The organism is Microbulbifer sp. ABM4_008 (assembly GCF_056311705.1).
The window spans coordinates 295,764-308,852 of the sequence record NZ_CM149970.1 but is presented as its reverse complement, the minus strand read 5'-3'; the positions used below and the strand labels follow the sequence as shown (position 1 = coordinate 308,852).

Sequence of the window (13,089 nt, the reverse complement as noted above, 5' to 3'; positions counted from 1 at the left end):
TAATGAAAAAATTCCTTTTTGCCCCCGTTATTTACTTACTGGCCTCTTGTGCGGCCCACACTTCCATCGAACCCGGCGATAGTGAAATAAGACTGCTAACCGAACAAATTGCTAGCGCTCCAGATACAGTTGCTTATGAGGATTTCTGGGTTGCCTATCTTGAGTCTCAGCAACCCCTGAATAATATCGCGGCCAGAGAGCGCTACCAGGCGGAGCTATCCGCGATTGAGTCTGGGGATAAGTCTTGTGAAGCCGTGGACTGGAAGGCCGTAACAAACAACAACATCCTGTCACTAACGCCCCATCTCAGCGCTGCAGAATGCTATGAGTCTGTGGGACAGTTAGAAGCAGCCAACTACCATAAAAACCTGTTTGAATTTATTGCTACTGGTATCCTCTCCGGACGCAGTGGTGAGTATAGCTACAGTGCCTTTGAGGTCGGGAGCTGGGCAGATGCAGAAGACCTGCTCACCATATCCGGCTATGAAATTATTGATAGCTATTTTGAATTTGCAAATAGTCGCAATGCTATATACCGCGTTTATAACGTAAAGGAAGTAGGCGGCTATCAGGTATCGAAAATCTACTTCGATAATGCCCGCTTTCTACATCGACTGCTCGCGATCCGGTATCCATTTGCCGGCACATCAGATCAGCTCTATACAGATGTGATCCAGGTACTAGCCTCTACAGATTATGCCGCTCGACACGCCGAAGGCATTGTGTTTCATGCGGAGGGGCAGTATCCACAGGCTGAACAAGCTTATCTGGACGCTATTGTTATGGGGTCCATTTCCGCCAATATCAGTTTAGGGCGGCTATGTCTCAGTGGCAAAACTGAAAAATTCGCAGTTAACGAGTGCGCACAATTATTTGTTACTGCTGCGGACCTGGGGCTCGAAGAGGCGAAGGTTTACCTAGCCTATATAGCCTTTATGGGCCTGGGAATTGATCCGGACAAAGAATTAGCAACTTCACTACTCTCCAGTGCCGAACAACACCTGAAAAAGGGCCAGGCGGAGTATGAACTCTACTCCCTTTTTGCGTCAGAGGAATTTAACTCAGCTAACGAATCCGGTGCTGCACAATTCTTGCAAGCCAGCGCTAATAAAGGTTACCCCGTAGCCCACTTTACCCAGGCTATTGGTTACCTTGAGCAGAATAATTACTATCAATTTGAAAAGCTTATTCAAAAAGCTTCCGATAGCGGCTTTTCACCAGCCCAGTTTTTTTACGCCAGCTACCTGCTGGAGGAGAAAAAAGAAACCAGTGGGGGCATGGCACTTCTCAATGAGGCCGCAATTGCAGGAAACCCCGCCGCACTCTTTGAGAGAGGGCGTATCACACAACTAGGCGCCCATGACCAACCGGTTAATATCAAACAATCTATCAGGGACTATCAAGCTGCAGCATATCGCAATCATCTTCCTGCACAATTAAAAATGGGGATCCTGCACTCCAAGAATATTATTGCAGATGCCAACGCCGATATTGCCTATGCCTGGTATTTATTGTGTGGACGGGCCGGCCACCTGGAGTGTATTACCAATATGGGTTACTCCGCCGAAAATGGTTATGGAGTGGAACAAAATCCGACCCATGCAGCACAACTTTATAGGCTCGCAGCTGCGGAAGGTTCAGCCAACTCCAGTGCCAGGTTGGCCGGACTCTACGAGGCAGGTAACGGAGTAGAAAAGGACCTGGAACAGGCAATCTATTATTACACTCAAGCAGCAGAGAGGGGATTAGCAAGCGCTATGAATAAGCTGGGGCTCATATATTTGGACTCCGGTAGTGATTCTTTCAACAACTATCCCGAGGCTCTTCATTGGTTCGAGCAGGCAGCGAATCAAAATTCAAAGTATGGATACTTTAACCAAGCCCGTATGTATGAACAGGGGCTTGGTGTAGAAGTTGATCTAGATCGAGCAATGTCACTCTACGAGGAAGCCTCAAAGAGAGGGCACGGCATAGCTTCACTGAAAATTGCTGAGGCCTATAGTCAAGACGATAATCCAGGAAAAAACCTTGATCAGGTACGTTACTATTTGAAATTAGCTACTGAACAGAGTGACGACCAACAATTGAAAAAAATCCTGGAAAACTGCGCTGACACCGAAGAGTGCAATGTCTCACACTTAAAACAGTTTCTGAGTGGACTCCCTGCAGAATAAGATTATTTTTGCGGTCGACTATTCACAGCGAATAGTTGACCGCGTTCAACTTTATTTTGCCAACAGGATCCCAAACCACTCTTTTTCCTACCTTAAAATCCTCAACTATTTTCCGACCTATTTTCTTTATTTTTATTGACAAAAATTTCTAGGTGCGACCGATAGCACCATTTTTTGCTCAAGCAAAAGATCAGCCTCAAAAGCAAGCCAGCCATCACAGAATATGACTGACAGCTCTTTATACTCCGCGCCAATTACATTTGGTTTAACGGATCTATCGAGGCGATATGACCTATTCACTGAAGTTACTCACGGCTATCAGTTTATCTGTATTTCTTACTGCTTGCGGTGGGGGCGGAAGCTCCGATGACAACGAACCTGACGGCACTCCAGTAAGCAGCGATAGCGATTCAGGGGCAAACTCTGACGGCGATGATGACGATGGCAATACTGGCTCTGATGATGACAGCTCCAGCTCTGATGATGATGACAGTTCAGATTCGGATGACGACGACGGCGATGATTCCCCTAGCATAAGCGGTGACAACGGCAGCGTCAGTGAAGATGTCGAGACAACGGTTTCAGGGCAACTAGTCGATAACTCAAACAGCAATCAAACCTTTGAATCCGGAAATTTTCAAGGGACTTACGGAGAGCTTAAAATATCCAGCGATGGCAGCTGGACCTATACCTTGGACAGTGAACTATCCGATCCAATTGCTGGCTCAGAATTAGTGACCGACGCATTTAATATTGGTATCGGCTCCAGTGATTCAGAAGCCACTATATCCATTTCCATAACCGGTTACGACGATGCCTACACGTTCAACCCCGCCAGCCCACTGGCCACTTTGATTGTTGAAGGTAAGGAATTTTCTTCAGGAACATTCCTTTTGGAGGATGTCGATGGCAATACTCCGGAGTTTGTCGAGGAAACTCTTAGCGGATCCTACGGCGATTTCAAGTTATACAGCAACGGAGATTGGGAATACAGCCTGAATAATTCTGCAGACAGTTTAAAAAATGGTGAAACGACAGAAGATACCATTTCATTCCAACTTGGCGATGGCACTACTCAATCGATTACCTTCTCTGTCGTCACTTTAGAGCCTGATGAAAGCAGTATCGTATTCATTTTCATGAACTTCTCTGATGCTGTACCTACAGATACCACTGATATCTCTGATATTGCAGATATGGTCTTTAACGATGAAGACTCTCTCGATAATACCTACCTAAAGAATTCATTGGGACAACTAAAATTCCTGCGCCATCGCATCAGCGACAGCTCCCTGGAGCATTACTGCTATGGAGAAGGTAGCAATGAAGACAGCTCCATTGACTGTATCATTTACAACATCCCAGATAACCAAGACGGTGGCACTTTAAGTGTTGACGATGCGGCAGCCCGCTCCAGCCAGGGAGGAGAATATACAGACGGAGGATACACTTGGCGTGACAATGCAACAGAATGGGCGGAAACCAATTTAGTTGATAACAATAACAACCCTATCAACCTAAGCGACTGGCGCCACCGTGTTTACATCTACCCGCCAAAGGCCAAGAGTGCTGGGCTGGTTGGGGCTGGTGTCGCCTCTGTTGGTGGTAAGTGGAGCATCGTTACCGCTTATACAGACCAGATAATAATGGGCCATGAACTTGGCCACAATATTGGACTCAGCCATGCCGGCAATGATGACAACAACGATGGCGATACCTTCGATAGTGGCGAAAGCGAGTATGGAACAGATGGGAGCTTTATGGGGAATGCCTGGACTTCGCGCTTATTTGGCAGTGGTCACCGAGAGTACATGGGCTGGTATGATTTATTCCCCGAATATACCCAAACGGTAACCCAGAACGCCGGCAGCACCGAAGAGGTGGAGGTTGAGGCTATTGAGCTGACTGCGGGAGAGCTCTCAGGAAACCTGCCCCAGCAGCTGAAAGTTGAGAGTGCGGGTAGTCAGAATGGAGAAGACTACTACTACGTGAACTACCATGTAGGCCATGACATACTGAACCCATCGTCTCATATGGAAAATTCAGTATCTGTTCATTATCTCGATAATAGACTCTTTAACCATGTAGCAGAACTCAAGGAGCCAGGAGATAGCTTTACCGACTCAAATATTGGCTTAACCATTGAGTTTCAATCTGTGGCCTCAGACAAACAGTCGGCCACTATCTTAGTCAGTTACAGTGATTAGACTGTAAATCCGTTACCGTAGGATAAATACTATGAAAAAGTTCATTCTAATAGCGTTTGCATTGAGCTTCTCCCTGTTTGTACAAGCAGAGGAGATTGTAACTGGCACCTTGGAAGAAATTATCTCTGAAGATTTTGAAACGGGAAAATCCGAGCGTAAGTTTTCCCTGAAAGATGAGCAGACTGGCCGCTACTTTTTCCTGGATGCCGATGAGGCCAAGCTCAAAGGTATGAAATCTGGAGATCGGGTTAAAATTCGTGGTGAGCGTGGAGAAAAGCACATACTACGTATAAAAGAATCAGAGAAAATAGAAGTAAAGGATAGCGAATAGTCATTTATTAATTAAAAACGATTTACCTCCCTATCTGATTAAAGTGGAATAGTACTCAGAGATAATCCGAGCACTATTCCAGATTTTCTTCTACCCCACCCTTAATTGATTTAACTGATCCATGTGTGGCATAAAGTTCAGAGCACAGCGGCGGTTAAAATCCTTGATTTCTTCCAGTTTATATTTGTGTGCAAACTCATTACCTGGACGCAACTGTTCCTGTCCCGGGTAAATTCCCTTGCCAGTCAACAGGCAATTCCAGGATACATTCGGGAAATAGACATCCAGTTTTTGATCCAGTAGTTCATCAGTAATATTCTTGCCTGCCATCCAAGACATCAAGATTGAACGCAGGGAGGGAGATATCTTTTCATTAGTGCCATTGGCAATCCAATAATCCGTATCTGTTCTCGAACTAATACGGTAGTGACAGACGATATAGTCCCGCACCGCATCAAAACGAGCGCTGATACGATTATTAAAGTCATCTCTATATTTATCAGTATGATCACCATTGTTATAGGCCTCTATAAAGCGCACAACAGTCTCCTGAACCATATCAAGCGCCGTTGCCTCCAAAGGCTCAATAAAGCCTTGGGAGAGCCCCACCGCCAGGCAGTTCTTGGCCCAGTGTTGGGCAACCCGTCCCACCTTGAAATTTAATCTACGCGCCTCGACATCACTGTCCAACAACCCCAAGTGAGCGCGAAATTCCGTTTCTGCCTTGTCATCGTCGACAAAGCGAGAGCTGTAAACGTAGCCGTTGCCATTGCGATTAGTCAGGGGGATTTTCCAGGCCCAGCCATATTTCATCGCAATAGAAATAGTGTGCGGTGCATACTCCCTTTCCTGGTCCGTAGCAAATACAACCGCAGAATCGTTAAACAGACTCTCAGCGCTACTAATAAAAGGAACCTTCAGGGATTGTTGTATGAGACTTCCACGAAAGCCGGAACTATCCACATACAGGTCCGCTTTGAGAACCTCACCATCAGTAGTTTTCAGGTAATCAATATTCCCCTGTGCATCGAGCATGGCGCCAGCCACTGTCGCCACCTTATAGCGAACGCCTTTCTGTTCTGCAACACGACGCAGGAACTGGCCCAATAAACCAGAATCAAAATGGTAGCCATAGGCAATTTCAAAAGGGAAGTTTTCTGGCGCGACCGGGGATAATTTTTGCCGAATCATCTCAGTTGCCAGAAAGAAGTGATCCGGATGCCCCTCCAGGTCAACGCCCTTCCTGCGCAGGTAACTATTATGAAAAAATGCCGGGATAGTAAATTGGTCAGGCTGGCCAACAAAGGGATGAACATATTCGGTAAAGCCCGGTTTAACCGACCAATCCCTAAAAGTAATTCCCACTTTGTAAGTAGCGTTACAAGCTGGCATCCACTCCGATTCGCTAACCCCTATAGTTTCCATAAAACCTTTTAGCGGCGGAGTTGATCCCTCCCCCACACCGATAATTCCAATATCCGGTGATTCCACCAGGGTGATTTCAAACCCTTTATTCTGCCAATGGGTCGCCATCAGATTGGCGGTTATCCAGCCAGCGGTACCCCCGCCAAGAATAATTATTTTTTTGCGTTGATTGCTCATGGCGACTCTCAAAAATTCGGCACCGCACTTATTGCCGGCCCCTTTAATATTTTAAAAAAAAACCGCCCGGCAAGCGTAGCTCAGCGGGCGGTTTCTTATCACACCTTCAGTTTTACACCGAAAGAACCAGCGATACTTAGTAGCTATAGTTCAAGCCGAGGTAGAATTGACGCCCAAACTCAGTATATTCACCGAGGACACCATCTACTCCATATGATTTCACATCAGCCTCATCAGTAAGATTGTTCGCTGAGAAAACCACATCGATACCATTATCAAATGCATAGGATATCTGAGCATCAACGGTAGTGTACGCCTCAGCTAAGGCCGGAGTAGAGCCTCCCGGTATCGGCATAATCAGGATAAATTCATCCCGATAGCGAACATTGACGTGGGAGCTGAAATTACCGATGTCCCAGAATACTGTAGTGCTCCAGACATTTTCAGAGAGGCCCGGCAACGGCAGGTTTTCACCATAGAGGTTACCGCCACTCACTTCGGTTTCACTCTCAGTATATGAATAGCTGGCGGTCATACCCAAGCCAGCCCAAATACCCGGCAACTGATCAAAGGTTTTGGTACCCGCAAGCTCAATGCCTCGAATATAACCACCCTTGTCGTTGTTCACGTAAGTTTCGAAAGCGCCGGCTTCCAGACCAACGGGAATTTCAATGCCCAGGGAATCAAACAGCGCCGTTCGATCTGCCTGGCTATCCAGGTAGATATACTGCTTTTCTACCAGGCTTTCGATATCTTTCCAGAAAATGGCTGCAGTTACCGCACCGCCATCTTCAAAATAGTGCTCATAAGCCAGGTCAAACTGGTTTGCACGGAAAGGATCGAGGTAGGGAGAACCTTTGGTCCATACATTGTATTCAGTATCGTTCGTTTCGTTATTAACGCTGTTCCAGGAACCAGCGCCGCCTTTCAGCTGCCCAACCGGTGGACGACCCATCACTTTAGCTGCAGCAAAGCGAATGTAGTCCTGCTCGGTCAGCTCAAAGTTCAAGTTAAGGGAAGGCAAGGTGTCTGTGTATTCGGGGCCGTACTCAACATAGTCGAAGCTATCTGAAGTTACACCCACGTCATCAGTAATTTCGATACCATTGCCGGCACCCACATTTTGGATACCGCTAGACTTCACATCGGTTTCAACAACCCGTACACCGAAATTACCAGTTACTGGAATGCTCCCCAGCTGAGTATCGATATTGGCCATCAAGTAGTAGGCAAAGACTTCCTCTTTCATCGTCCCGGACTCAACGAAAGTCCAGTCCTGGCTAAATACCTTTTTACCTTCGTAGTTACCAGCTCCAAAAATACTGGAAGCCAGGGCATCCATATCGTTGACTACGAACTGTGGTATCCCGCTGGTGGATTCAACACTCACATAGCCGTCCAGTAGTTGCGGCTCACAATCGATGTCGGACAGGTTATCCGCACAGTAGCCATTGAATTGGCCATCGCGGCTACCGTAAAGGAAGGCTCCACGCTCAGAGTCAAAAGTGCGCTCAGAGACACGGAATCCTGCCTCAATAGAGGCAATGGCTCGCCACTCCAAATCGAACTTGTAATCGAACTTGAAGGCTTCAACCTTATCGGTGTACTCGTGGGGGTATTCTTCGTAGCGCGACAAACGCATGGTATCCAGATCGGTAAAATCTACACCGGAGAAAACGCCTGAGGGAATACCATCGCCATTGAGGGAATAGGCAAAGCTCTGCCCAGCAGCTTCCTCCCAGGTATCTAAGTTACCATCGTCATCGTAGGTCAGGTCGTAAGCGTGCATGGACACAATCTGGTCCTTGCGCGTCTTGGTGCCCTTACTGTAGGAGTAGTCAACGGCCAGGGTGTGGCGATCACCTAAATTCCACTCCAGGTTTAGACCAATACTATCGCTGTCCGCCTGGGTGGATTGATCCTCAGAGCGGGATTCAAACCAGGGGCTGGAATCATCAGTTGTCTTAGGGTCGGTAATAATTACCGTACCATCGGTAACCACACCGCCATTCACTTCGGTATCGGAAAGGGTGTAAAAGTTTGTATTGGCCAGGCCACCAACCGTAATACCGTGGCGAGTATCAACACGCTCAAAGTCAGACTTAAAATAATCTAACTGGGCCTTGAAGCTATCGGTAGGCTCGAAAACGACGCTGGCCAGGTAACCATTACGAGTATCGGTACCATCACCGGATTGCCACTGGAACGCTCGCGGTAAAGCATCTTCACTGCCATCACCATCGAAATCGTTCCCTGGCTCATAACCGATTTGGCCGTCTGCACCCGTGCGGGACTTTACAAAGCTGTTCGGCTGCTCAAGGTGAGAATAACCCAGGGCTACGCCCACCTTGTCATCCATAAATTTACCCATGTACGACAGGGTGACGCGCTCACCGAATTCGTCGGCACCGACGTCGTCTGCTGCATCGTTATACGACATACGCACATTGGCATTAAAGTTGTGTTCTTTGTCGGCGTCGAGAGGATTGGCTGTTTTCAGCTCTACAGAGCCCGCTACACCACCTTCAATATGAGAGGCTTTCGGAGTCTTGTAGACCGCTGCCTGATTAATCAGCTCAGCTGGGTACTGGTCAAAAGACATCCAGCGAGTACTTTCGGTATAACCACTGGTAGAGGCCTGCTCGCGACCATTCAAGGTGGTTTGCAGGAAGTCGCCGTTCATACCGCGGATATTTAGCTGTGAGGACTGACCGTTGGATCGCACGGTGGTTACGCCGGGCAGACGACCCAGGGCATCGGCGATTGATTGGTCGGGAAGAGATGACAGAGCGCCCGCATCTACCACATCGGCCACAACATCGGCGGCGCGCTTGGCTTCAACTGAGTCCAAAACGCTGGTGCGAATACCGGTAACTGTTACTTCTTCCAGTGTTTCCTGCTCCTGCGCATAGGCCCCAACCGAGGTGGACACGGAGGCCGCGATGGCAGCAGATAGCAAAGTGGGTCTGAGCGCCCCTTTACCTTTATTGGATAGACTCATCATCTTCTCCCTGGACTTATCGTTATGTTGAGACCCTGCATCCTAGGGCGGCCCCTAATCCATAACATCCTCCCCCGAGGGGGGAGGAGACGGGAAAAAGTGTGAGATCAATCACAGGTGTAATTTAATACACGTTTGTCAGGCCATAACCCAACAAAAGTACCGAGTAATTACCCCTCAAGCTGTACTGCAGCGCCAATCAGAGCCTGATAACCCGCATTCAACGCGTATACCGGAACGGCCTCCATCCATTGAGCGACACGCCCTTTCGTCAGGAAACGCTGCTCAAACTCGCTCTCAGGTAGCAGTTCAGCGATCCTGGGCAGTATACCACCCCCCAAAAATACCCCGCCACGAGCGCCCATATACAAGGCCGCATCCCCGGCCGCACTGCCGAGGAAATTGAGGAAATCTATCAGAGCTTCACGGCACAGCGGATCTGAACCTTCAAGGCCTCGGGCGCTGATATCGGGGGGCGTCAGGTCCTCAGCGATCTCTCCGTTCAGCTCGCAAACTGCGCGATAGAGATTAACCAGCCCATTGCCCGACAAAACCCATTCGTTGAAAACGGGTAGCTGGGTTTTCATCAGGATTTGCAGCAACTGCAATTCACGCTCAGTGGAGACTGTCAGGTTGGCATGCCCGCCCTCTCCCGCCAGCACATGGTATCGGCCATCGGCTTCAGCCAGTCCGGCAACACCGAGGCCGGTTCCGGGACCGAGCACCGCCATAGGGGCACCTGCCTGCCGGGGAGTATCGCGCAGTACCTGGTAATCTGATTCGGCCAGACGGGGCAGAGACTGAGCCAAGGCGGCAAAATCATTAATCAGCTCTAGGTGGGGAAAGCTAAACTCTTGCGCCAGCTCGCCGGCGTCAATAGTCCAGCCCAGATTGGTCATATAAACCTTTCCACCTGTTGGAGTCATCTCCAGCGGACCGGCTGCTGCAATACACGCCTTCTCCGGGCGCGGCTGGTTTAACCCATCGAGCCAGTGCTGTAGTGCTGCATCAAATCCCTCGAAGCGTTGGCAATCAACGACTTTGAGTTCTTCCAGCTGGTAACCCTCTGCTACAGGCTTGGCGATGGCAAATCGGGCGTTGGTCCCACCGATATCCGCTACGATACTCGTCATAGTTATCCTTCTAACTTCCCCCTAAAAAAGGCGATATAACTTAAGGCGTCAGACAAAATATTGCCAGCCCCAAAGCTTACTACAGAGGACAACTCACCCTATAAAGAAACCGCATGACCCCAGCTTGATACAGATAGACCTGCCGAAATGCATTGCTTGAAACTACCTAAATGCTTTCAGTCACCTTTTTACCTGTCCGCTGGCGGGATACCTTTTACTTGCTGAACGAATACTTGGATCTCTTCCTGGCTGTAAGGCGTATTCACCCGCTTTTTTGAAGCAGGCTGATATTCGATGCTCACCCCACTGCGCCGCGCACTTTGCGGGCGAATCGGTCGTGAACAAAAGTTACCCCCGCAGTTTGGGCACACATTATTCAGCAGCACCTCAACACAGGAGCGACAGAAGGTACACTCGTAAGTACAAATCATCGCCTCTTCTGAACTCGGTGGTAGGTCTCTATCACAGCTCTCGCAATTTGGCCTTAATTCCAACATGAATTACCTATCCTAACTTAAAACCTTTATCCAAACCGATAATTTCCATCAGTCCCTGAGCTTTATACCGTAGAATTTAATTACAACACTTCGGGCAGTTTACTGAATTCGCTATATTCAGGTACAGATTCGGATTTCAGCCAAAATGCCATAGCTACCATAGGCTTCATTGGGCCTTTAACCAGCAACCTATAGCGCCACAGACACCATGCGGAGCACTGCCCACAAGAGCGATAAATAATGGCTCAAAACCAGTTTAAGCTGCTCGGTACGCGGCGTTTCCTGCCGCTGTTTGTAACCCAGATTGTTGCAGTTTTCAGTCGTAATATGTACAAAAATGGGTTAATAGTCATACTGGCATTTCGTATGGCTGAAGAGGAAGCTAACACGCTGATCAATATTGCCATTAGCCTAATGATTCTTCCCTACTTCCTCTTTTCCTCCTTGGCAGGCCAAATCTCCGATAAGTTCGATAAAAGCAAGCTCATCAGAATCTACAAATTGACCGAAATAGGCATAGGTATCGTGGGAATTATTGCGATGTTTACCCAACATTATGCCCTGAGCCTGGTGGTCTTTTTTTGCTATGGCACATCCTCAACACTTTTCAGTGCGGCAAAGTTTTCCCTGATACCCCAGCAATTAAATAGAAGTGAGCTACTTGCTGGCAATGCATTGATCCAAATGGGATCCTTTATTGGTACCCTGACCGGAACAATTGTCGGCACTATATTGGTCGGATTTACCCATCCCGGCCAACACGGATTGACATTTATCGCGGTCACCTTGATATTCATGGCCTTCATTGGTTTTCTGGCAAGCTGCGCAATTCCCAAAGCCCCACCTTCATCCCCAAAACTGCACATCAATTGGAATCCGGTGGCACACGTCATGCGTGTCATGTACTTAGCTTGGCAAACACCTCCAGTGTTTTACTCAATTTTTGCTATTTCCTGGTTCTGGCTGACAATCACCGCATTCCTTGCGCAGATTCCCAACTTTACCCGCGATACTCTTGGTGGAAACGAAGATGTTATCACGTTCTTACTGAGCAGCCTCACTGTAGGCACTGCCTTGGGGTCGTTGCTGTGCAACTGGCTATCCCGAGGTCGTATCGAATCGGGTTTAGTGCCATTGGGTGCTATTGGCATCACCTGCGCTGGATTAGCGCTGGGTCTCCAATCCGATAGTTTTCAAACACTTCCCAACGCAAACCCGACTCAATTTTTTAACCATCATGGTTCCTATTGGATCCTTCTCAATATGGCGCTACTTGGTATTTTTGGCGGTATTTTTACTGTTCCTTTGTACGCAATGATCCAAGACCGATCAAGTGTAAAGATCCGCTCGCAGATTATCGCAATCAGCAATATGGTCAATGCGTTATTTATGGTGACAGCTACTCTCGTGAGTATCACTTTCCTGGATATCCTAAAGATCTCTATCCCCAAATATTTCATCATTATCGCTTTACTAAACCTTATTGTGGTCACCCTGATTTTTGCCAAGCTACCAGAGTTCATCATGCGCGGGCTGCTATTGCTACCAGCGCGAATCCTCTATCGAGTCAACCAGAAAGGACTGGATCAAATCCCCAGGGAAGGACCCGCCCTGATTATTAGTAATCACATCAGTTTTCTAGATCCAATAATATTAGCGGATACCGTCGAGCGTTATGTGCGCTTTATCGCACATCCTAAAATCTATAAATCCCACTTACTGCGCTGTATCTTGCATATGAGCGATGCCATTCCCATAGGCTTGGATCTCGATGATCCAAATAGCCGTGAACGCACTTACAAAACCATAGTGGAGAGCCTGGAAAATGGGGAATTACTCTGTATTTTTCCCGAGGGAAAAATCAGTGAAGATGGCGAACTGCAGCCATTCCTGAAAGATCTTGAGGAGATTTTATCGCGAAAGTCTGTTCCGGTTATTCCCATTGCCTTACATCGAGCCGGCACCCAGGACGAAAACTCAATGCAGCAGTCTAAAAAGAAAAGAAAACGACGTTTATTTCCTGAAGTTCTTGTTATCGCAGGGCAACCGGTAGAGAGCATCAATACAGATTCGAAAAGCCTGCAAAAAAAAATGCGAGATCTAAAGAAAAGCTAACAAGAATAGACGATTAAAAGGAGAATGCG

At 47.8% G+C, this 13,089-nt stretch carries 8 protein-coding genes; 4 read left to right on the top strand and 4 right to left on the bottom strand.

Features of this window, described 5'->3' with window-relative positions:
• Positions 1-2: 2 nt before the first annotated feature.
• From ACYX4J_RS01390 to ACYX4J_RS01380, 3 genes are all read left to right on the top strand, one after another.
• Positions 3-2,174 carry a tetratricopeptide repeat protein gene (locus tag ACYX4J_RS01390; protein ID WP_444926063.1) on the top strand — a complete coding sequence of 724 codons (2,172 nt, stop codon included), beginning with the start codon at positions 3-5 and terminating at the stop codon, positions 2,172-2,174.
• 287 nt (positions 2,175-2,461) lie between these two features.
• Positions 2,462-4,381: a VCBS domain-containing protein gene (locus tag ACYX4J_RS01385; RefSeq protein ID WP_476177693.1), complete on the top strand. Its 1,920-nt coding sequence runs from the start codon at positions 2,462-2,464 to the stop codon at positions 4,379-4,381.
• 31 nt (positions 4,382-4,412) lie between these two features.
• Positions 4,413-4,712, top strand: coding sequence for a hypothetical protein (locus tag ACYX4J_RS01380; RefSeq protein ID WP_444895935.1), 300 nt, complete (start codon positions 4,413-4,415; stop codon positions 4,710-4,712).
• A 90-nt stretch (positions 4,713-4,802) separates the two neighbouring features.
• Here the strand turns inward: ACYX4J_RS01380 and ACYX4J_RS01375 are convergent, their stop codons facing one another.
• The 4 genes from ACYX4J_RS01375 to ACYX4J_RS01360 form a co-directional block, all read right to left on the bottom strand.
• Positions 4,803-6,314, bottom strand: coding sequence for a tryptophan halogenase family protein (locus ACYX4J_RS01375; RefSeq protein WP_476177692.1), 1,512 nt, complete (start codon positions 6,312-6,314; stop codon positions 4,803-4,805).
• Between the two features lie 136 nt (positions 6,315-6,450).
• Positions 6,451-9,315, bottom strand: a complete 2,865-nt coding sequence (locus tag ACYX4J_RS01370; RefSeq protein WP_444907118.1) for a TonB-dependent receptor — start codon at positions 9,313-9,315, stop codon at positions 6,451-6,453.
• Between the two features lie 170 nt (positions 9,316-9,485).
• Complete coding sequence (glk, locus tag ACYX4J_RS01365) at positions 9,486-10,448, bottom strand: glucokinase (RefSeq protein ID WP_282931051.1); 963 nt, start codon at positions 10,446-10,448, stop codon at positions 9,486-9,488.
• A gap of 188 nt (positions 10,449-10,636) precedes the next feature.
• On the bottom strand, positions 10,637-10,945 hold the full coding sequence (locus ACYX4J_RS01360) for a DUF1272 domain-containing protein (RefSeq protein WP_445359054.1): 309 nt from the start codon (positions 10,943-10,945) through the stop codon (positions 10,637-10,639).
• A 240-nt stretch (positions 10,946-11,185) separates the two neighbouring features.
• Between ACYX4J_RS01360 and ACYX4J_RS01355 the strand changes: the two genes are divergently transcribed.
• Positions 11,186-13,060: an MFS transporter gene (locus tag ACYX4J_RS01355; RefSeq protein ID WP_445359055.1), complete on the top strand. Its 1,875-nt coding sequence runs from the start codon at positions 11,186-11,188 to the stop codon at positions 13,058-13,060.
• Positions 13,061-13,089 lie beyond the last annotated feature (29 nt).